Origin of the sequence: Corynebacterium sp. ED61 (assembly GCF_015233855.1) — a bacterium.
GTDB classification, from domain to species: Bacteria; Actinomycetota; Actinomycetes; order Mycobacteriales; family Mycobacteriaceae; genus Corynebacterium; species Corynebacterium dentalis.
In genome coordinates this window covers 98819-121202 of the sequence record NZ_JADGIT010000003.1, presented here as the reverse complement: position 1 = coordinate 121202, position 22384 = coordinate 98819, and the positions used below count along the sequence as shown (strand labels likewise).

14 protein-coding genes are annotated in these 22384 nt (G+C 60.8%); 9 read left to right on the top strand and 5 right to left on the bottom strand.

What is annotated here, in order from left to right; genetic code table 11:
- The first annotated feature begins 88 nt into the window (after positions 1–88).
- A complete protein-coding gene (locus tag IM764_RS04270; protein WP_194187040.1) occupies positions 89–11011 on the top strand; it encodes a non-ribosomal peptide synthetase in 10923 nt (3640 codons plus the stop codon).
- 2 nt (positions 11012–11013) lie between these two features.
- On the opposite strand, the gene IM764_RS04265 is transcribed toward IM764_RS04270, so the two are convergent.
- On the bottom strand, positions 11014–12018 hold the full coding sequence (locus tag IM764_RS04265; RefSeq protein WP_194187039.1) for an esterase family protein: 1005 nt from the start codon (positions 12016–12018) through the stop codon (positions 11014–11016).
- Between the two features lie 59 nt (positions 12019–12077).
- On the opposite strand from IM764_RS04265, the gene IM764_RS04260 reads away from it, so the two are divergent.
- Both IM764_RS04260 and IM764_RS04255 read left to right on the top strand, forming a co-directional pair.
- Complete coding sequence (locus tag IM764_RS04260) at positions 12078–13022, top strand: methionyl-tRNA formyltransferase (RefSeq protein WP_194187038.1); 945 nt, start codon at positions 12078–12080, stop codon at positions 13020–13022.
- Positions 13023–13087: 65 nt separating this feature from the next.
- Positions 13088–14104 carry an iron-siderophore ABC transporter substrate-binding protein gene (locus tag IM764_RS04255; protein WP_194187037.1) on the top strand — a complete coding sequence of 339 codons (1017 nt, stop codon included), beginning with the start codon at positions 13088–13090 and terminating at the stop codon, positions 14102–14104.
- A gap of 97 nt (positions 14105–14201) precedes the next feature.
- Here IM764_RS04255 and IM764_RS04250 read toward each other — a convergent pair whose 3' ends face one another.
- Positions 14202–15185: a siderophore-interacting protein gene (locus IM764_RS04250; RefSeq protein WP_194187036.1), complete on the bottom strand. Its 984-nt coding sequence runs from the start codon at positions 15183–15185 to the stop codon at positions 14202–14204.
- Between the two features lie 221 nt (positions 15186–15406).
- Between IM764_RS04250 and sucC the strand changes: the two genes are divergently transcribed.
- The gene (sucC, locus tag IM764_RS04245) at positions 15407–16594 is read left to right on the top strand and encodes an ADP-forming succinate--CoA ligase subunit beta (RefSeq protein WP_194187177.1); all 1188 of its coding nucleotides are present in this window, start codon (positions 15407–15409) and stop codon (positions 16592–16594) included.
- Positions 16595–16630: 36 nt separating this feature from the next.
- Entirely contained in the window at positions 16631–17527 is an 897-nt protein-coding gene (gene sucD, locus IM764_RS04240) for a succinate--CoA ligase subunit alpha (RefSeq protein WP_194187035.1), read from the top strand.
- 112 nt (positions 17528–17639) lie between these two features.
- On the opposite strand, the gene IM764_RS04235 is transcribed toward sucD, so the two are convergent.
- Together IM764_RS04235 and IM764_RS04230 are read right to left on the bottom strand one after the other, a co-directional pair.
- Entirely contained in the window at positions 17640–18020 is a 381-nt protein-coding gene (locus IM764_RS04235; RefSeq protein ID WP_143341744.1) for a hypothetical protein, read from the bottom strand.
- Between the two features lie 537 nt (positions 18021–18557).
- Entirely contained in the window at positions 18558–18926 is a 369-nt protein-coding gene (locus IM764_RS04230; protein WP_194187034.1) for a hypothetical protein, read from the bottom strand.
- Between the two features lie 534 nt (positions 18927–19460).
- Here IM764_RS04230 and rplN point away from each other — a divergent pair.
- From rplN to IM764_RS04210, 4 genes are all read left to right on the top strand, one after another.
- A complete protein-coding gene (rplN, locus tag IM764_RS04225; RefSeq protein WP_099297958.1) occupies positions 19461–19832 on the top strand; it encodes a 50S ribosomal protein L14 in 372 nt (123 codons plus the stop codon).
- Positions 19833–20147: a 50S ribosomal protein L24 gene (gene rplX, locus IM764_RS04220; protein ID WP_099297957.1), complete on the top strand. Its 315-nt coding sequence runs from the start codon at positions 19833–19835 to the stop codon at positions 20145–20147.
- Positions 20148–20149: 2 nt separating this feature from the next.
- Positions 20150–20722 carry a 50S ribosomal protein L5 gene (gene rplE, locus IM764_RS04215; RefSeq protein WP_099297956.1) on the top strand — a complete coding sequence of 191 codons (573 nt, stop codon included), beginning with the start codon at positions 20150–20152 and terminating at the stop codon, positions 20720–20722.
- A gap of 210 nt (positions 20723–20932) precedes the next feature.
- The gene (locus tag IM764_RS04210; protein WP_312587700.1) at positions 20933–21571 is read left to right on the top strand and encodes a DedA family protein; all 639 of its coding nucleotides are present in this window, start codon (positions 20933–20935) and stop codon (positions 21569–21571) included.
- Between the two features lie 10 nt (positions 21572–21581).
- Here IM764_RS04210 and IM764_RS04205 read toward each other — a convergent pair whose 3' ends face one another.
- The gene (locus IM764_RS04205; protein ID WP_228073329.1) at positions 21582–22364 is read right to left on the bottom strand and encodes an ABC transporter ATP-binding protein; all 783 of its coding nucleotides are present in this window, start codon (positions 22362–22364) and stop codon (positions 21582–21584) included.
- Positions 22365–22384: the final 20 nt, after the last annotated feature.

Below are 22384 nucleotides of genomic sequence, written 5' to 3'. Positions count from 1 at the left end.
ACACACAACGCGACGTTGGCTGACACCTAGCCCGACGTCCGCCATCCGCATTTGATTCCCTGTTTCCCCATCCAGCGAAAGGCTCTTTGTGCCAACCCGATCGTCTGCTCACACTCCGTTTTCCTCTGGCGATACGCTTGCTTCTCGAGATGACGGCTCCGTCATCGGTCATGGCCGCAGTGAACAGGATCGGATCGCCCAGCAGAGCATATGGAATGACACGGATCAGGATCGCGATCGCCCGGACCTGATCAGCCTGCTCCTGCAGCATGCGCAGGAGACACCGCATGCGCCCGCAGTGGTGGATGACCGGCACAGGCTGACCTATGCGCAACTCGTCGCCCACGCCACAGCCGTGGCGCGCAGTCTGCGGAAACACGGTATTGACGCTGGTCAAAGTGTGGGAATCTCGCTGCCGCGCAGCGCGGAGATGGTGGTGGGTATCGTCGCCACGTTGCTCGCCGGTGGCAGTTTTGTCCCGTTGGACCCCTCGTGGCCGCAGGCGCGCCGAGAATCCGTCACCCACGATGCCAGCCTGAGCTTCGTGCTCATGCAGGACAACTGCGCGCTCACCGAAGACGCGCTATTCGACCTCGATGCCACCCGCGAGCTGTTCACCCCGCCGTCCACGGACAGCGTTGCGTACGTCATCTTTACCTCGGGCAGCACCGGCCGTCCCAAGGGCGCGATGATCCGCCACGGCGCGATCGTGGAGCGCTTGCTCTGGCAGCGCGATCAGATCCTGTTCTTCGGCCGCGATGATGCCTCCCTGTTCAAGGCGCCGCTGGCCTTTGATATCTCCATCAACGAGATCTTCCTGCCACTGGTTTGCGGGGGCCGCGTGGTGGTGGCCGCGCCGGGCGTGGAGCAAGACCCCCAACGCTTGGCCCGCCTCATCCATCGCGAGGGCGTGACGTTTGCGTATCTGGTTTCGAGTGTTCTCGACGTCATGCTCAAACAGGCCGAAGGCACGAATCTGTTAGACAGCTTGCGGCATGTCTGGTGTGGCGGAGAGATGCTCACCCAGGCGCTGTTTCGTCGTTTTCGCCAGCAACTGGCCATCCCGCTGTACCACGGGTACGGGCCAGCGGAAGCCACCATCGGTGTCTCCCACGTCATCTACCGTGACGACGAGGATCGCCTCAACACGAGCATCGGTGTGGCCAATCCCAACTGTCGGCTCTACGTGCTCGATGAGCACCTGCGGGTGGTTCCAGGCCAGGAAACTGGCGAACTCTATGTGGCTGGATTCCTGCTGGCCAAGGGGTATATCAATGCTCCAGGACTCACGGCCAGCCGCTTTGTCGCGGACGTGTTTGCGTCGGACGGAACCAGGATGTACCGCACAGGAGACCTGGTGCGCCGGCACAACGACGGCTCGCTGGAATTCGTGGGGCGGGCCGATAATCAAGTGAAAATCCGTGGCATGCGACTGGAGTTGGAGGACGTGGAATCCGCATTGGTGGGACACCCAGATGTGGAGGCGGCGAGCGTGATTGCTCGGCAGGGACGACTGCTGGGCTATGTGACGGTGACTGCCGGTCTCGATGGTGCTGCGATCCGCAGTTGGTGCGCCGAGGTACTGCCCGAATACATGGTGCCCGCGATTATCACCGTCATGGATGAGTTGCCGCGGACGGCCAACGGAAAAGTGGATCGGAAGGCGCTGCCGGAGCCGGATTGGAGCTCGCTCACCGATGCTCCGGCCGATGCTGAACGAGACGGGGAAACCGTCGCCCTGATCGCGGAGGCGATGGCTGAAGCGTTGGGGGTCAGCGCGCTGGGGGCGGAGACGGACTTCTTCGATATCGGTGGCGATAGCCTGCGGGCCATCACTCTGATCTCGGCGCTGGGGCGGCGCGGGGTGGAGGTGAGAGTGGGTGATATTTTCTCTGCGCGCACTCCACAGCAACTGGCTCGGTGCGCCGAAGAACGCTGGACTTTCGAACACGATCCGGATGATGAGCCAACCGGTGAGGTGCACTCGCTGCCGATTCTGCGCTGGTTTGATTCCATCACCGAACACGTGGACGGCTTTATTCAGTCCGTGGAATTTTCCGTTCCAGAAGATGTGGATGCCCAGCTGGCCGGGCGGATGGTGGCTGACGTGTTGCAGGCGCACCCTGCGCTGCGGGCGCGTCTGCAGCGGAACCCGTTGCGCTTGGAACTCCCGGAGAAACCTGCCGAAAGAGCAGTGGCTATCCATCCCACCACGGACATCGATGCGCTTTCCTCGCTGCTGGATCCAGCAGACGGAGTGGTGGTCTCAGCAGGGCTGGTGCCCGGCAGGTTGCGCCTGGTGGTGCATCACCTGGTGGTCGATGGCGTGTCATGGAACATTATCGGCGAGGACCTCGCCACGGCGTATCGCGGGGAACAGCTCGCGCCGGAGCGGACGTCCCTGCGCCGATGGACGCAGCTGCTGCAGCTGGCCGTTGATACTGGCGAGTATGCCGAGGACGCCAATCGCTCCCTGCCCCCATTGCCGAGCGTGGATGAACCTCTGCGGGACCCGCAGGTGCCCGCACTTGCTGATGATCCCGAGAATGCGCCCACAGTCCGTGAGGAGCGCAGCCTGGTACATGAGGCATCAGTGCAGATCACGGACGAATTACTGGGGGCGGTGCCCCACGCCTTCCGCACGGGGGCGAATTCCGTATTGCTTACGGCATTGAGCGTGGCGTTGGCGCGTTGGCGTCGAAACAAACAAACATGGACCCTGGTGGAGATGGAGGGGCACGGCCGCGAAACCCGATTCGTGCCCGGGCCGCAGGGCAGGGAAGCGGACCTTTCACGCACGGTGGGCTGGTTCACCTGCCTATATCCCCTTCTGATCGACCCCACCCGGGCGGCACTGCAGGAGGATTCCGCGGCGGCCAAGGGCCATATCGCCCCGTTAGCGCTGGCCCTCAACACAGTAAAAGACCAGCTCGCGGCCATCCCTGGAAACGGCGTTCCCTACCAGGCCCACACGTGGTTGCATCAGTCCGCGAAGACCCCTCCGCAGGCACAGGTGCTGTTCAACTACTTGGGGCGAGTCGCCGCAGGCGCACAAGACTTCGCTCCCACAGGCTCCACCGGACAACTCGGCGAGCAACGCGACCCGGACCAGCCGTTGGTCCGCGAGCTGGAGTTCAACGCGATCGCTGAAGACACAGGTGAGGGGTACGTTCTGCGCACCACGATCTCCTGGGCACGCGGCAGGATCTCCCCCGAGCGGATCGAAGAGCTCGTCAGGCACTGGGATGAGGCATTGCGCGAGGTGGCAGCGCTGGCCGATCACGGCGTGTTGTCCGTGGGCGACGTTGCCCCCGCGCCCGTGAACTCTGCGGATCTGGCGCGAATCACCGCGCTGAGCTCCGCTGAATTGCAGGACGTGCTGCCGCTGACCGCGCTGCAGCACGGCATGTACTTCCATTCGCTGTTCGAGGAATCGGCCAGCTCGTATGTGGAGCAGCAGGTCTTGCGGATGGAGTGCAGCGAACCGTTTGACCGGGAGCGATTCGCCCGCGCTGCGCGTTTATTGATTCGACGCCACCCTGCACTGAGCACGCGCCCCTGGGAAACCGACGGCGGCGATGTGGTTGCCGTGATTGATCCGGGGATTGCCGAGCATCTACGGGTGGACTTCCGGGAGGTGACGGTGCCTGCGGAGTTGGCCGGCTCTGAGTTGGCTGGGCCCGAGCTGGCCGGTACTGGATTGGAGGGGTGGCTCACGCGGCGTCCGGAAGAGATTGCGGCTGATGACCTCTCGCGGGGAATCTCCTTGCAGCCGCTCGGTGATGCCGCGCCAGAGCCGCTCATGCGATGGACCGTTGTGATTACGACCAGCGCCGATGGCGCGGTGTGTGGCCAGGACATCGCCGTGATCCAGACGGTGCATCACCTCATCGCCGACGGGTGGTCTGTGCCTATCATGCTGCGGGACCTCCTGGAGATCTACCGGGATGACGACGCCCATATCCCGCGCTACAACCCGCAAGGCGGAATGGCCGGCAGTGTGCGATGGGTGGCACGCAGAGATGCGGAAGCCGATCTGTCCGTGTGGCGCGAGCAAATGCGCGAGGTGCGCCCCACGGTGCTGTGCCCGAATCCTTCGAGTTCACTCGAGCGCCGGGAATTGCTGGTAGACGATCCGCGGACTGCTGATGTGCTCGAGCGTGCTCGGGCAGCAGGTGTGGGCCTGCCGGATGTGGTGCACACGGCGTGGGGGCTGGTCCTTCGCGCCTTGATGGGCTGCGAACCGGGGGCTGACGTGGTGTTTGCTACGTCCGTCTCTGGCCGTGACATTCCTGTTTCTGGCGTAGCCGAAGCCGTGGGCATGCAGCTCAACACCATCCCGGTGGTCGCGCCGGGACAATCTGATCCCACCTTGCCGGTGACCAGCATGCTGCGTGGCATGGTCCATCACAACAATCAGGTCCGCGATGTGCAGCACGTCAGCCTGGCCGATATTGCCCGCGACCTGGGAACCAACGCCAGCGAACTGCTGGATACGTTGATGGTGGTGGAAGTACCGCTATCTCCACAGGACTTGCGCTGCCCCGGCTCGCCACTGCAGGTCTCCGACGTGCGCAACAATGGCGCGCCACACTTTCCCCTGTCCATCGTGGTCAACCCTTCCGCCGAGCACCCTCTGCGCCTGATCTACGATCCGCAGCGAATCACCGAGGTACGTGCCCATCGCATCGCCCAGATGCTTGCGGTGAGTTTGGATTCTTTGCTGTCCGAATCCGGTGCAGTGGCGACCGTGGGTGAGGTTGCAGAGGCGTTGGGTGCGGTATCTGGTGTGGAGTCCGGAGCGACGTCTCGCGCGGGGTCCGCGGTGGACACGCTTCCTTCATTGTGGCGACGCAACGTCGAGCACTTCAGCGACCGGCCTGCCCTGACCAGTATCGGAGAAGATGGTGCCACGGAGCACTGGACCTACGAAGAACTAGACGATGCCGCGCAGCGCATATGTGCTGTGCTGGACCAGAAGGTTGCCGCCCACACGCCACGCGTGGCCCTGCTCATGGAGCGCGATGCGTGGCAGGTTGCGGCCATCTTGGCCACCACGATGTCCGCCGGCACTTACGTTCCCGTGGATCCGCTGTCGCCGCAGGCGCGCGTGGAATTGATCCTGGAGGATTGCCAACCCGATGCTGTGCTGGTGTCTCCTGGCGCGGAAAAAATGGTCTCTGAGCTGGTGGATTGTCCCGTCCTGGTGATCAGTGAACAGACGATGTGTGGGGAAACGAAGCCACCTGCGGGTCGGTCGGCAAGCGTGGCTCGTGGCAATGACATCGCCTACGTGATCTACACCTCCGGCTCCACAGGGCGGCCGAAGGGCGTGGCCGTCACACACACCAACGTGACCGCGATGCTGGGCAATGCTCGCAGCCACGTGGAGTTTTCGCAGGAGGACGTGTGGTCGATCAGCCACAGCTTCGCCTTCGACTTTTCGGTGTGGGAGATGTGGGCAGCGCTGAGCTCCGGCGGGCGTGCCGTGGTGATGCCGTATGCGCTGATGCGCTCGCCGGAGGATGCCGCAGAGGTGTTGCGTGCCGAAGCCATCACGGTGCTGAGCCAGACCCCCACCGCCTTTGCCGCGTTGGAGCCGCACCTCGGGCAGGACTCTGCGGTGCGCACGGTGATCTTCGGCGGCGAGGCCTTGGAGGCCCGCGCGGAGGCTGCCTACTGCAGTGCTCATCCGAATGTTCGGTTTATCAACATGTATGGCATCACGGAGACGACAGTGCATGTCACAGCACACGAATGCTCCGAGAATGCAGGGGAGGCCCGCAGCCCGATCGGCCGCCCGATGGACGGGTTGCGTACCTATGTCCTGGACGCGCAATTACAGCCGGTGCAGCCTGGAGAGACCGGCATCATGTACGTTGCCGGACCGCAGGTCACCGCGGGTTATTGGGGGCTTGCTTCTACTACGGCCTCCCGTTTCGTGGCCGATCCTTTCGTTGGTGGAGGCGCGCGGATGTACTGCAGCAATGACATGGCAAAGGTGCTGAACAACGGTCATCTGGATTACGTGGGCCGCGCCGATAGGCAGGTGCAGCTGCGCGGTTATCGCGTGGAGCTGGGGGAGATCGAGAGCGCGCTGGAGAAGGTCAGCGGTGTGCGGGAGGCCGCCGTGGTGGTGGTCGATCTGCCCGAGGGTCAGGTGCCGGGTGCATTGTTGATTACGGATTCTGGTGCCGACGCCAAGGAGATCACCTCCCGGGCTGCCGCAGCGGCCCGAGACGCGCTACCTGCCTACATGGTTCCGCAGCTATTCGCGGTGAGTACACAGGTGCCGCAGACCATCAATGGCAAGCGGGATGAGCGCGCGATCCTCGATCTTTTGGGAGAGGTTTCTCCTGCTCAGAAGGCTTCGGACACCTCGGATCTGGTGGAGTCGATCTCGCGGGCAATCGTTGATGCACTTCGCTTGGACCGCGCCGAGGTGGCGCCGGACTCGGACTTCTTCCGCTTAGGTGGAGACAGTATTCTTGCCATCCGCGTTACTCATGCGCTGGCGCGCGCTGATCTCAACGTGACTCCGCGGGACTTCTTTTTGGGGCGCACGCCACGCAAGATTGCCGAGCGGGTCACGCCGCAGAACAGTCAGCCGGGTGCTCGGGAAGCAACGCAGAGCCAGGCAGAAACTCGGCCGAAGGAGGGGCACTCGGAAATCTCGGGGGCTTTCCCCATCCCGGCGATGCTGCGGAGGCAGATGGAAAGAGGAATGAGCGACCGCTTTGTGCAGGCGCGCCGCTTGGATCTGGGGCCGGTCGCTGTGGAGGACTTGGAGCGGGCTCTGCAGCAGGTAGCGCAGGCACATCCGATGCTTCGTGCGCGCGTGGACACCAGTTCTGCGTTCGCGCACTTTGTTGGTGCCGAGGGAGACGGTCCTGTGGTTGTGCGGGCTTTGGACGTGGATGCATTGATCGATCACATCGATATCGCAGCTGGTCGTAGCGTGGTGCTCGGGTGCGTGGATGGGTACGTCAAGGCCGTTGCACATCACGCGGTGATCGATAGCGCCAGTTGGATGATTCTGGAAGACGATCTGCGGCATGCGCTCGCGGGGCGCAGGATTCTCCCTGAGCAGGCGAGCTTCAAGGATCTGTGCCTGCAAGAACTGCACGATGCTCACACCGCAGCAGCTCAGGATGCCCAGCACTGGAGTGAACTGGCTACATTGCCACGGCCCGTCGAGGACTCGTTCCAGTGGAGTACGGATCACGTGAGCAAGGTCGAAGTGAGCATTGACGGACGGACCGCGCAGGTTCTGCAGAGCGTTGCGCCCGAAGTGATGGGTGTGGACGTTCAAGACCTGGTGGCAGGGCTGGTGACCGTCGCGGTGGCTCGGACAATTGGCACGGACGCGCGGAGCTGGGCTGTGGACGTCGAAGGCCACGGACGCCCCTTCGATCATTCCTTTGGGCGAAGCCTCGGGTGGTTTACCACCATCGCGCCGGTAAGCCTCCCGCTGGATGATCCAGCGCATGCTGCGCGTGCCGCAGCGAAAATGCGCGCCCTCCACGAGGACGGCGCAGCCCCGGACCGGCGCACTTATCAGGCACTGCGATACACACACCCGCAAGGGCAGCGAACACTGGCCCGCGGTGCACAGATCCTGGTCAACTACCTCGGACGGGGAGAGACTGGCACCGTCCTTCACGCGCCGGGCGATGCCGCCTGTCAGTGGACGAATTACGTGGTGGAGGCGGATGTCTGGTCTAGCGAGCGAGCTTTGAGCATGGACCTGTCCGTGGTGAATTCGGTGATTCCCATCGAGCGTTTGCGCAGCGCCATCGGCGAGGTAGCTCGCGAGTTGCAGGAGCAGGTCAGCCGCGAGCAATCCTCAGGACGCTGCGCTCCGCTGAGCGTGCTGCAGCGCGGAATCTGGTTCCAGTCGCAGGTGGCAGCACCCGGTGCCTACGTTGCACAGACTGCGTTGACGTTTGACCGGAGACTGGATGCCAAGGCCGTTGTGGAAGCCTTCCGGGACACAGTGACCGTGCATCCAGCCATGGGCGCGGAGTTCCGCACCGATGCTTCCGGCCAGCCCGTGCAGATCTTGCCGTGGAGTGGACAGGGCATTGACCTTCCCGTCGAGACCATCGAAGGGGATCTCGAGGCGATCATGAACGCTGATCGCAGCGCGGGCATCGATCTTGCATCCGTTCCGCTGGCGAAGGCAACCATCGTCTCCGGCCGAAGTGCCGAACAAACTGGCGACACGCTGCTTCTCACCTACCACCTGGTTCTAGTCGATGGTTGGTCGCGTGCAGTGATGCTGCAGACCTTCCTCGAGAGGCTGACGTTGAGGTCCGGCCAGGCCCGCACGCAGGGTGCGGGAGAGTTGGTTCCTCGCCGTTGTTCTATTGCCGACGCCCTGCTCGAGTCCGTTGACACTCACAAAGAGCAGGCAGATAGCGACTATTGGGTACACCGCCTGGAGACATTGTCTCAGCCCACGCTCGTTGCCCCGCAGGCCGCGGACATCTCTTCAGAGCAGTCTCGTAGCGAGTTGCCTTGCCAGGTGTTTGCCGAGTGCAGCGAAGAGCTGACTGGTGCACTGCAGAAAAAGATCCGGGCGCAGGCCCTGACGTTGACCTCCGTGGTCAACGCAGCTGTGGCCGTGGCATTAGGTGCTGTCACAGGGGACTCGGATGTGGTGTTTGGCCAGTCTGTCAGTGGCCGCGATGCCCTGAGTGATCCCGCGATGTCTGACGTGGTGGGAGTGCTGCTCAACACCGTGCCGGTGCGAGTGACAGCTCGGCCTGGCCAGAGCATAAAAGAACTGGTCCAGGATGTTTATCGCCAGCGCATCGAGGATATGGACCACGATTCCGCGGACCTCGGCGCCATTCAGCAGCAGCTGGGGGTGGGCACGCTGTTCGATTCCATGGTGGTGGTGCAGAACTTCCTCGATCCGCAGGCAGCCGAGGAACTTCGGGACCGCCACGGGGTTGTGGAGGAGCGCGCGGAAGATTCCACGCACTTCCCTCTGACCTGGGTATTCACTCCGGGGCCGAAGCTGGGCATCAAGCTGGAATTCCGCCACGATGTGGTGGATGAGTCCCTCGCGCATTCCGTGCTGGAGGCCGCGACCGAAGTCCTGACCGCGTTTGTGGACACACCAGAGGTTCCGCTCGCTCAGTTGGCCCAGTCGGCGCCATCCCGTGCTGAGGTTGCTTCCCTGCCAACCACGCCGGCGCAGGTGGCTTCTTGGCAGAAGGCTGAAGGCATTGAACGCACCGTCGCGGACGAGCTCATGGACATCGCGCAGCGCTTCCCGGATTGCATCGCGCTAGTGGATGATGCCCAACAGTGGACGTTCGGTGAGCTGATGGCTCGCTGTTCCGACATTGCGGAAAAGATCAAGAATTGCGGCGTGAACAGCGGCGGTACCGTCGCCATCGCGGTGGAGCGCTCCGCGCATTCGGTGGTGGCTCTGCTGGGCGCCCTGTGGGCAGGGGTGCGTTACGTGCCGCTTGATCTGACGCACCCCGATGGGCGGCTCCGGGTGATCGTGGAGGACAGCCAGCCCACTGCCGCGCTGGTGGACGATTCCTCTCGGGAGCGCATGGAACGGATCGGTGCGTTTCCTTGCGTCGACGTCACCACTGCCGATTCCCACGCCACCACCCGCACACCTGCGGCCATGCCCGGGGACGATGCCTACCTGATGTACACCTCCGGGTCGACCGGCAAGCCCAAGGGTGTGGTGATCAAGCATTGCGGGCTGCATAACATGTTGGATAATCATCGGCGCAAAATCTTCACGCCAGCTGCTGCCGATGGGCAGACGTTGCGGATCGCGCATGCCATCAGCTTTGCTTTCGATATGTCGTGGGAAGAGCTGTTTTGGCTGGTGGAAGGCCACGAGGTGCGGATCTTCTCCGAGGATTTGCGACGCGATGCTGCGGCCATGGTTGAGGCCATTCGCGCGCATCAGGTGGATGTCATCAACGTCACCCCGACCGTTGCCGAGCAGCTGCTCGCGGAGGGGATGCTGGAATCCGGCGCGCATCGCCCGCGGCTGGTGCTCTTGGGCGGCGAGGCTGTCTCGCACGGAGTGTGGGAGACTTTGCGAAAGGCCGATGACGTGCGCGGATACAACCTTTACGGGCCAACCGAGTACACCATCAACGCCCTTGGTGCTGGTACGAATGAGAGCGCTACGCCCGTGATCGGAACTCCGGTGGACCGCACGGCGGCGTTCGTTTTGGACCCGTGGTTGCGCCCCGTTCCTACAGGCGCGCCGGGTGAGCTCTACCTCGCGGGCAGCGGCTTGGCGCAGGGGTATCACGGGCTCGCGGCGCGCACCGCAAGCTCCATGGTCGCGTGCCCGTGGGGAGCCCCGGGGGAGCGGATGTATCGCACGGGAGACATTGTTCGCGTGCGTGCGGATGGCATGTTCGAGTACCTCGGACGCAGCGATGATCAGGTGAAAATCCGTGGTCATCGCGTGGATCCCGGCGACGTCTCGGCCGCCGTGTCCCGCAGCGTGGATCCCCGCATCCTCCACTGCGTGACCGTTCCTGTTCGTATATCCGACGCCACACTCCTGGCCTGTCACCTCGTGGCCCCACAACTGCGCGATGCAGACCAGGGGGAGCGGCAGAATTTCTTGACTGGCGTGCGTGATGCGTTGCGCGAGGAACTGCCCAGCTACATGATCCCGGATCGATGGTCGATCGTGGATGAGTTGCCGGTGACGTCGAATGGAAAGACCGACCTTGCCGCACTGGGTGAGGGAGAAAGGATCACGGATAAGGGTCGCGCACCGGCGAGTGAAACAGAGGAGATCACGGCGGAACTGTTTGCCGAATCGCTCGATATTGAGCCCGAGGACGTGCCGGTGGATGCTGATTACTTCGACATGGGAGGGCACTCCATGGCGGTCATCAAGCTCTGCGCGCTGCTGCGGGGAGAACTGAGCGTGGAGGTTGGCGTGCGTGAATTCTATGGGCTGCGGACGGTCGAGCGCGTGGCTGAGTTTGTGGAGGCGCGCTCGTAGATTCAGCCCAGCAATTCGGCGAGGGCCGGGATGATCCCGTGGCGCCACATCGCAGGGTCGTGGCCGCCGGGCGTGCGGTGATTGGTGGTGGGAAAGCCGCGGCGTGTCAGGGCATCCGCTACCGCGTCCACGTGCCGTTGCATGGGCGGCTCTTCTGCACCGCACGTCAGTACGATGCGTGCCAGACCGGAGCCGCTGTGAGCGGCAGGAATGTCGAGTGAGTGGCCAGCGAGCTGTGCGGCAATGTCGCCTCCTGCAGGGCCGTCCGAGAGGGTGTCTGCGAGCTCTGTAGAACGCTCAGACGACCACCAGACGGCAGGGGATTGGGCGATGACTCCTTTGATTGCAGGGGCGGTTTCGGTGGAAGCCACAAGGGCAGCGCGCAGGGCGGAGAGACCGCCGAAGCTTTGCCCTACCAGGACTATGTGGCTGCTGTTGATGATCGCCGGAAGCTCGGTGGCCAGTGCGCTGGCGAATGTTTGGGAGGTGTACTCCTCGCTGCGGTCTTTGGCTGCAGGTAGGAAGACGCGGTTGATCTGGGGGATAAGCCCTGCCGTGACTGCTCGGTCCAGTGCGCCTGTGAGGTCATGCAGATGGATCCAGTCGTCGCCGTCCAGGAACACCACGGTGGTATCCGCACCGCGGTCATCGAGGCGCGCGGTGCAGCGTCTGCCGAATACCTTTCGGTCGATGGACAGGCGAGCGCCGGGCAAGTCCGCGATGACGTCGGCAGCGCGTGGCGGCCAGAACCTCTGGTCTACAGAATCGCCGCTCAACAGGCTCGCCTGTGGGCCTGCACCGTGTTCATTTTTTGGGTCGGGATACTTCAGCTCGCCGAACTGAAAGCTATAGGTCACCGCGGAGTGCGCCGGTATTCTCACGTCGACGCTGGATATCGATTCGGTGAGCTCGACGTTCGGACGGTAGGGGTCCGTGAAAACGAGTGTATCCGCGTCTGCGGGCACCGAGATTCGGTGATGGGTGGTCTCGTCCGGGGAGTATGGCATGAAAATTGTGCCGCTTTCATCATTGACTACATAGGTTACCCTAAGCTAACATCCTCTGTATGCGAGTTGCTGTTTTCGGTTATCAGTCGTGGGGACACCGGACGTTGTCTGCGGTCATCACGGCTGGTCATGAAGTAGTTTTGGTAGTTACGCACCCTGCCAGCGATCACCCTTATGAGCAAATGTGGGCAGACTCCGTAGAGAAGCTAGCCAGCGAACATGAGCTCCCACTGTGTGTCACTGAGCGCGTGGGCCAAGACGTCATTGAGGCGTTGCGCGATGCTGCACCAGACGTCATCGTGGCCAACAATTGGCGAACCTGGCTTCCTCCCGAGGTCTTCGGCGTGGCCAAGCACGGCGCATTGAACGTCCACGATGGCCTCCTGCCTGAGTACGCCGGATTTTCGCCCATCCTGTGGGCGCTGTTGAACCGGGAAACTCACGTGGGGGTCACCGTGCATGAGATGGATGAAGTGTTGGACGGCGGCCCCATCGTCGCCCAGCGCGCGATCCCCGTGGGTCCGCAAGACACCACCACGGATCTCGTGGCCAAGACCATCGACCTCATCGAGCCCCTCGTGGAACGCGCATTGAGTGACGTCGCCCAAGGCACCGCCACCGCGCAACCTCAAGATCCCACCCGCGCCGCGTACTTTCACAAGCGCGGCGAGCAGGAATCTCGCATAGATTTCACCCAACCTGCGGAAGATGTTGCCTTGCTGGTCAGGGCGCAGTCCGACCCGTACCCCAGTGCTTACTTTGAATTCCGTGGCGAGCGCGTCCGCGTGCTTTCCGCGCACGTCTCGCGGGGCCGCTTTGGCGGAACCCCCGGCCGAGTCACCATCCCTCACGAGGGAGGAATCGCGGTGGTCTGCGGATCGCCCCGTGCCAACGTGCCGGCGCCGGCGATTGTTCTGGATCGTGTTCGTCTCGACGACAACTCGGAACTGCCCGCCACCGAATTCTTTGGACATAGGGCTGGATATATCCAACCAAAGGTTTGACCTTTCCCTTTTGTGTACGGGCCACGCCTCGCGCGGAAATCCGTCACCAGTAACAACGGAGAAAAATGACACTCAAGAAGATTCTCGTTAGCACCGCTGCTGTGTTGACCTTGGGCGCGGCACTGACCGCGTGCTCGACTGATGAACAGTCCGGCAACTCCGGGGACTCCCAGGCAGTCAATGCAGAGCAGGGCGCATTCCCCACCACCATCGAGCACCGCTACGGCTCCACCGAAATCAAGGAAGCCCCTCAGCGCGTGGTCTCCCTGGGCTACACGGATCAGGACGCACTGCTGGCGCTGGGCGTTACTCCTGTCTCCGTGAAGTACTGGGACGGAATGACCCCGGATGGTCAGGCTGCGGGCAACTGGTCCAATGACAAAATCGAGGGCGACACTCCTCGGATCGACAAGGACACAGAAGTCAACGCGGAAGCCATCGCAAAGGACAATCCAGACCTCATCGTGGCCGTGTACTCGGACATCGATGAAGACACGTACAAGAAGCTGTCTGAGATCGCCCCTGTCGTCGTACAAAAGGGCGAATACGAAGAACTACAGCAACCATGGGACGTGACCACGGAAGAGATCGGGCAGGCCGTGGGCAAGCCGGAAGAGGCAAAGCGCCAGGTGGAGCAGGTCAAGGAGAAGTTCGCAGAGCTCAAGGGCCGCCACCCAGAATGGGCCGAAAAGGAATTCGGCGTGGCCACTGTCTCCGACGAGAGCCTGGCTGTCTTTGCCGAGGGCGATCCGCGCAGCCGCTTCTTCGCCGAGCTGGGATTCAAAATCAACCCGGCCTACGCGGGCATCACCAAGGACAAGTTTTACGGTGAGGTTTCCAAGGAAAACGCAGACCAGATCAACTCTGACGTGCTGGTGTGGGATCAGCTGTCTTACTCTCCGAAGCAGAGCAAGGCTTCTGTGACCGAGGATCCGATCGTGGGCAAGCTGCCCGCCGTGAAGGACGGACACAGTGTCTACCTGGAGGGCGACCTGGAAAAAGCCTTCGGATGGCAGACCGTGCTGAGCCTGAACTACCTGCTGGACAAGATCGAGCAGCCGTTGGCAGACGCCACGAAGTAGTCTGAATCAAATGATGAACCGCCCCGCATAAACGTGCTGGGGCGGTTTTGCTGTTGCAGGCTAGGGGACGGGCACTCACGGGGGTAATGGATGCACGCTAGGGGCGAGCTTTGCCGACGAACCAATAAGGGCACCACAGGATGTTGTCCTTGTTGAGCCGCCAAGTCTTGATGGCGTGGGAGCGCACCATCTTGCAGAAATCCCCCTCCCCGGCGACCCACACATAGTCCACTTCTGGTAGGAGCTTGTGCTGTTGATTGCGCGAGGACTCAACGACGATGTTTGCGAGATGTTCGGCGATGGCCTGCGCATAACCTTCAGAAGGTGCGGTGATTTTGGTGAGGCTGCCGAGGGCGTTGCGCCAAACCTCCAGGTGAGGCTCTGAATCGAAATCGGAACTGGTGACTGCGATGACGTGGGTGTCTGCGAGCTGCTCGGGAAAGAGCGTGGCGAGGTACTCCAGGATCGCGCGCACGGATGGCAGGGAGCTGGGATCTGCCACCAGTAATTGTTTACGGTGCTCGCGATGCCACAGACCTTGGCATGTCCACAAGCCAGCAGGGTCGCCCGGCTGTGCAGACAAACACCACGAAATGCCAGGGCCGGTGGGCGTGTCCGTAGAAGGTTCGGCGTGGGGGCTGGCGTCAGTGGGCTGTGCATTCAGTCCGTGGGTGGCGACGTCAAACGCCAGCAAGCCGCGGGTTTTGTCGAGGTAGCGCACGGTATACCACCGCAGGTTGGGCCGCACTTCGGGAGGCATTGCTGCCACGGCAGCCCGGATGTTCAGGCCCTCGATGGGTGTGGCGGCGAAGTCCTCCGGAGAACTAAAAGGCTGATTCGGTGGCGGCATCAATAGACCGAAGAACTCATCCGGACCGCTGAGTGCATAGCTCTTAAGCTCTTCTGCGTGCACCACGATGCGTAGCAAAGTATCAGTCAGGTAGTCCACGCTGTGAACCGTGACGGGGATCAGCCGATGGTTTTGTGGGTGCGGGGCACGCAGCAGCTGGTGATCGGCGAACTCCTCTGAAGAGCGCTGAGGGTTCTCATGTGAAGAAGGATCGTGAGAGGGGAAAGTCATATGATTTTTAGCCTACCCTTACCCGTTCGAATCTTGCCCCTTGCTCGATGGACGTGGACGTGTGGGGGTTAGCACCGCCACATCCGCTGTCTTGGAGGCAAAACTTCCTTACGATGGGTTAAGGAAGCTCATGCACTTGCTGTTGCTAGTCAATGAGCACACTCGTGAGCTGGCCGCACGTCCCGATCTTTCACACAAAGAAGACCGAATGGAGAATTCACGTGGATCTTTACGAGTACCAAGCTCGAGATCTTTTCGAAAAGTACGGCGTGCCTGTTCTTAAAGGCATCGTTGCCACTTCCCCCGCACAGGCTGAGCAAGCAGCTGCCAAGCTCGGCGGCACTGTCGTGGTTAAAGCCCAGGTCAAGGTGGGTGGCCGAGGCAAGGCCGGAGGTGTGAAACTGGCTCATTCCCCACAGGAAGCCTCCGAAGCTGCGGATGCGATCCTTGGTTTGAACATCAAGGGTCATACCGTGCGCCGGGTGATGGTGGCCGAGGGGGCGGATATCGCCGAGGAGTACTACTTCTCCATCCTGTTGGACCGCACCAAGCGTCGTTACCTCGCGATGTTGTCCCGTGAGGGTGGTGTGGAGATCGAGAAGCTGGCCGAGGAGCGTCCGGAAGCTCTTATTCGACGCAACTTCTCCCCGCTGGATGGGATGACCGACACGTTGGCCCGCGAGATGGCTGAGGAAGCGGGATTCCCAGAGGATGACGTCAAGAAGCTCATCCCCGTATTCAAAAAGCTGTACGAGGCCTACACCGGCGAGGATGCCACCCTGGTAGAGGTCAACCCACTGGTCAAGACGAAGTCGGGAGAGATCCTGGCCCTGGACGGCAAGATGTCTTTGGATGGCAACGCTAGCTTCCGTCACCCAGAGCACGCAGAGCTGGAAGACCACAGCGCAGCGGACCCATTGGAGCTCAAGGCGCAGAAGATGGGCCTGAACTACGTGAAGCTGGATGGCGACGTAGGCGTGATCGGCAACGGTGCCGGTCTGGTGATGTCCACGCTGGACGTGGTTGCTTATGCCGGTGAAGAGTTCGCCGGCTCCCCGAAGCCCGCCAACTTCCTAGACATCGGCGGCGGTGCCAATGCCGAGGTCATGGCGAATGGTCTGGAAGTCATCTTGGGCGATTCCCAGGTCAAGTCGGTTTTCGTCAACGTCTTCGGTGGCATCACCGCGTGTGACGAGGTCGCCAAGGGAATCGTGCAGGCCTACCGCATTCTTGAGTCTGATGGCATTGAGCCGAAGCCGCTCGTCGTCCGTTTGGATGGCAACAATGCGGAAGAGGGCCGGAAGATTTTGGATGACGCCAACCTGCCCGGGCTGCAGCGGGAAGACACCATGGATGACGCTGCCCGCACTGCCGCCGAGCTGGCCTCCCAGGCCGGTCATAACAACTAAACGCCACGGATAGTAAAAGGAAGAGGACGAAAGAAAATGGCTATTTTTCTCGATAGCGATTCCAAGATCATTGTCCAAGGCATGACCGGCTCGGAGGGCATGAAGCATACGCAGCGCATGCTGAACTCCGGTTCGAACATCGTCGGTGGCGTAAACCCTAAAAAGGCGGGCGAGACGGTCACTTTCGACGGTGGCGACGAGATCCCTGTGTTCGGCTCTGTGCGCGAAGCGATGAAGGCGACGGATGCCAACGTCTCCGTGATCTTCGTGCCAGCCAAGTTCACCAAGGCGGCGGCCGAGGAAGCCATCAAGGCGAACATTCCACTGGCCGTGGTGATCACCGAGGGTGTACCGGTGAAGGATACTGCCGAGTTCTTTGCTCTGGCCAAGGAGTCCAATACCCGCATCATCGGCCCGAACTGCCCGGGAATCATCTCTCCGGGACAGTCCAATGCTGGCATCATCCCAGCGGAGTCCGCGGGCAAGCCTGGCAAGATCGGGCTGGTGTCTAAGTCCGGTACCTTGACCTATCAGGTGATGCACGAGCTGTCTGACCTGGGATTCACCAGCTGCATCGGTATTGGTGGAGATCCGATCATCGGCACTACCCACATTGCTGCGATCGAGGCTTTCCAGAATGATCCGGAGACCAAGGCGATCATCATGATTGGTGAAATTGGTGGCGACGCGGAGGAGTACGCGGCCAAGTACATCGCGGAAAATGTCACCAAGCCAGTGGTGGGCTACATCGCCGGATTCACCGCTCCGGAGGGTAAGACGATGGGTCACGCGGGAGCCATCGTCAGCGGTTCTTCCGGCACCGCGGAGGCAAAGAAGGAAGCACTGGAAGAAGCTGGCGTGCGCGTGGGCAAGACCCCAACGCAGGCAGCTGAACTGATGCGCGACGCACTCGCCGCAATCGGCGAGGCTTAGGGTCTTTCTCTCACTGGTTTAAGTGAGAGAGCAGAAGAGCCGCCCTGCACTTCCCGAAAGGGAAGCGGGGCGGCTCTTTTGTGCGGTTTTAAAGAACCAAGAAGATTAAGACTTAGTTCTTTGGAGCCAGCATGTCGTTGATCTTCATGACAGCGCCAACCAGGGTGGCGATGCCGCCGACGACGGTCACAATGACACCGAAAACAGTAGAAATGGTCTCGAGCTTGTCGAGGCCAGAGGTCTCTTCGTCCCAGCCGAAGAAGTCTGCGGAACCGGTAGCTTCGCCCTCTTCGGTGCCTGGAGCTGGAGTCTCGGTGCCCTCGCCGGTTGCGGGATCGGTGGTCTCTTCGTTGCCGCCGATGGAACCGGTCAGGCCGCCTTCGGTGATGTTCTCCAGGGAGCCGGTGGTGTCCTGAGCGGAAGCAACTGCGGTGCCGGAGATGGCGACAGCGGTAGCGGTGGTGATGGCCATGAGGGACTTCTTGAGCTTCATGATTCTTCTCTTTCTCGAGTGTCAGATGGAGGCAATGCGCAGGGGATTTCGAGGCGCAGACCTCGTTACGAGGAGAATCTAACACGGCGCAAAACAACCGGCATCCGCTAGAAGTTAAGAAAAGTGTAAAAATTCAAGTATTTATGTAACGCTACCGCGCTGAGCAGCGATCATGTTCAGTTGAGGGCTGAAAAATTTTTAAAAAATCCACCCCTGAGGTTATGGAAAAGTAAACGCAGCGCAGGGAAGTCTCTGTCTTTCCTTATGGAAATAAGTTTAGTTTGCGAACGTTAATAAAATGCGCCGCTCCCTAGCGAAGTGCGCTATCCATTGTTGCTTTGGCTTTTTTCCTGGTCCGATATGCACAATGATCCCCCGGAAGTGTCATGCCTCAATCTGCGACCTGCGGAAACGTAAATCGTGTGGCACTTCCGGGGGATCGTTGGGCACTCGCAACATTGCGAGTGCCCAACGGTGAAAGAAGCTATGCGCGCTGTGATGCGCTGTAGCTAGATGCGCGGTAGCGCGCGCTATTTACTAGCTGCTCAGAGCAGACAGGTCTGGGATGCCGGCGATGGTCTTAGCAACCTTGACGATTCCGTCCAGGATGGTCAGGAACTTGTCGAAGCCGGTGGTCTCCTCATCCCAGCCGAAGGAGCCGTTCACGGACTCCTGCAGCTCTGGGTTTTCGGAGGACTCCAGTGCGCCGGACTCCTCGGAGGAGCCGGAGGTGGTGTCTTCCTCGGTGCCGGTCTCGGTGCCGTTGTCTGCGGCGGTGGAGCCGGCTGGAGCCTCAGCGGTAGCGGCTGGCTCGGTTGCAGCGTCCTCTGCCTGTGCGGCTGGAACGCCAGCCAGGGCAACAGCGGTAGCGGCGGTCAGGGTGACGAGGGACTTCTTAAGCTTCATGAACGGACTCCTTTTGTCTTGAACTTGGCAATAGGCAAACGTTATGAATCTAAAATTGACGTTCTTGATCGCTTGCCGTGCGTACAACGACGAATTTAGCATGACCTAATGGGGTTTCTCTAGGAGAAATCGGGGAAATGTGCGCCATATCACACAGGAATTTTGCGGCGATTTAGTTGAACATTCCTAGAGGTTTAAGAAAAACTAAGGGAGATCTAAGCCCTTATTAATAATATTTACTTATGTTTTGGAGGGCGAAGTTCCTGGCCTTCGGACGCGGTAGCGCGAACAGGAAAGTCCATATGCAAGCGGCTTTTGGAATCAGCGCCCAAACATGGAATAATTCGGAGGTTGCCAGTTCTGGCGTACATCCAGGGGAGAACCCCGTATCCGCCCTGAGAAGAGTGGATCAGGTTCGCCCTGGCGTCGACGAAAAACACACGTCGACCAACACAGAACAAGGCACGGACCACGTGCGCGAGGGTCGGTAATCCCACGCACATTAAGCAATCTAGGTCTACGAGGAGACTCAAAGTGATTCAGCAAGAATCGCGTCTGCGAGTCGCCGATAACACCGGTGCCCGGGAAATCCTGGTCATCCGCGTTCTCGGTGGTTCCACCCGACGCTCCGGTGGCATCGGCGACATCGTCGTTGCAACCGTCAAGGAAGCCACCCCAGGTGGCACTGTTAAGTCCGGTGAGGTCGTCAAGGCCGTAATCGTTCGCGCTAAGAAGGAAACCCGTCGCGCAGACGGCTCCTACATCAAGTTCGACGAGAACGCCGCCGTCATCATCAAGGCAAACGACAATGACCCACGCGGTACCCGTATCTTCGGCCCAGTGGCTCGTGAGCTTCGCGAGAAGAAGTTCATGAAGATCGTTTCTCTCGCTCCGGAGGTGCTGTAAATGAAGATCCGTAAGGGCGATACCGTCATCGTGATCTCCGGCCCAGATAAGGGCGCTAAGGGCAAGGTCATTGAGGCCTACCCAGCTCAGGAAAAGGTCCTCGTTGAGGGCGTAAACCGCATCAAGAAGCACGTTGCTAACTCCGCCCCAGAGCGGGGCGCCGAGTCCGGTGGCATCGTTACCCAGGAAGCACCGATCCACGTGTCCAACGTGATGGTCGTAGATGCTGATGGAAACCCAACCCGCGTTGGCTACCGCTTCGATGAGAACGGCAAGAAGATCCGCGTCTCCAAGCGCAACGGGAAGGACATCTAACGATGAGCGAAAACTACACTCCACGCCTCAAGTCCGAGTACCGTGCAGAAATCCGCGAGAAGCTGAACTCTGAGTTCAACTACGACAACGTCATGCAGATCCCAGGCGTCACCAAGGTGGTCGTCAACATGGGTGTCGGCGACGCTGCCCGCGATTCCAAGTTGATCAACGGTGCGATCGAAGATCTCACCCTGATCACCGGTCAGAAGCCACAGATCCGCGTTGCGAAGAAGGCTATCGCTAACTTCAAGCTCCGCGAAGGCATGCCCATCGGCGCCCGCGTTACCCTGCGCGGCGACCGCATGTGGGAGTTCCTGGACCGTCTGCTGACCGTCGCGCTGCCACGTATTCGTGACTTCCGCGGCCTGTCTGACCAGCAGTTCGATGGCCACGGTAACTACACCTTCGGCCTGAACGAGCAGTCCATGTTCTACGAAATCGACGTAGACAAGATTGACCGTCCACGCGGTATGAACATCACCGTGGTCACCACCGCGACCAACGATGATGAGGGACGCGCTCTGCTCCGCGAGCTGGGCTTCCCATTCAAGTCCAAGCAAAACTCCGGCGAGTAATTCCCGCTTCTGTTTGTACGCCGAGACTCTCAGCAACTTGGCTTAGAAAACCCGCACACTTCTTTGTTGAAGTTGGTGCGGGTTTTTCTGTGCAATGCCTGCGTTTCATGCTGACTGTTTGTGAACCAGTCGCAATCGGGCACGCCTGCCTGTATTCCGGTCAGAAACCGGGGTAAGAATAGACCGGTTGTTTTCTAGAAGGGATTCCCTGTGCACTTAAGCGACCTCATGGACGCCACCACCCTGCTCCAGAACTTTGGCGGCTGGGCGCTCGGCGGCATTGCGCTGATCATCTTTATTGAATCCGGCGTGCTCTTTCCGTTCCTGCCCGGCGATTCAATGCTGGTCACCGCGGCAATCCTGCGCGATCAGCTGGGCTTGAACGTTCCGATTCTGGTCGGCGTGGCCATCGTCGCGGCGTTCTTGGGCGACCAGGTGGGTTTCTGGCTCGGCCACCGTTTTGGTCGCAAATTGTTTAAGCCCGACGCCAAGATCCTCAAAACTGAGCACCTCGAACAAGCCGAGGCTTTCTTCCTGAAGTACGGGCCGTTGGCTCTGGTACTGGGACGCTTCATCCCGATCGTGCGTACCTACATTCCCGTGGCCGCTGGTACCGCGGAGATGCCGTACAAGAAGTTCGTGGGATGGAACGTCACGGGTGCTGTGCTGTGGATTGTCAGCATGGTTGGCATCGGCGTGCTGCTGGGGGATATCCCGGGCATTGCGGATCGCATCGACATGATCGCCATCGTCATTGTGCTGGTGTCCGTGATCCCGGTGGTGATTTCGGCGATGATCAACTGGCGGAAGTCCAAGAAGACTCCAGCCCAGGAGCTGATGGAGGACTAAGCTCCGATCGTCACTTGGGGACGATCAGCGGACCGCCGGTGACAGGATCCTCGATGACCAGCGCATTGAGGGAAAACGCCTCGAGTAGTAGCTCTGGGGTAATCACCTCGCTGGGACGCCCGGTGGCGAGGATCTGTCCATCCTTCATAACCACGAGATTATCGCTGTAGCGCGCGGCCAAGTTGAGATCGTGCAGCACCATCACCACGGTCCGATGCAGCTCTCGGCGTAGACGCTGCACCAGCTCCAAAATCTCTACCGACGTGGCCAGATCCAGGTAGGTGGTGGGCTCGTCCAGGAACAGGTTGTCCGTGTTTTGCGCAAGAACCATGGAGATCCACACGCGCTGCCGCTGCCCGCCGGACAGGGAATCCAGGGTGCGCTCCGCCAGCCCCATCGAGCCAGTCATTTCCAGCGCCTTGTGCACCTCGGCTTCGTCCGTGGACGACCACTGACGGATCCACGATTGGTGTGGATGCCGACCGCGCGAGACGAGATCAGCCACGTTGAGTCCCTCTGGGGCGGTAGGGGTTTGTGGCAGCACGCTGATGGTCCGTGCGAGATCTTTGCGCTTGATGGATGAGATATCGGTACCGTCTAACAACACTTCGCCCTCATTGGCCGGAAGTAAGCGAGACATGGCTCGCAACAACGTGGATTTACCGCAGCCATTAGGGCCGATGATTGTGGTGATCTGTCCGCGAGGAAAGTCCACGTCCAAACCCTCGATGACCGTCCGGTCGCCGTAGCCCACGGTGAGGCCGCGTGCGGTCATGCTGTGGTTCTGAATCATGTGTCCTTCTTTGTTCGCGT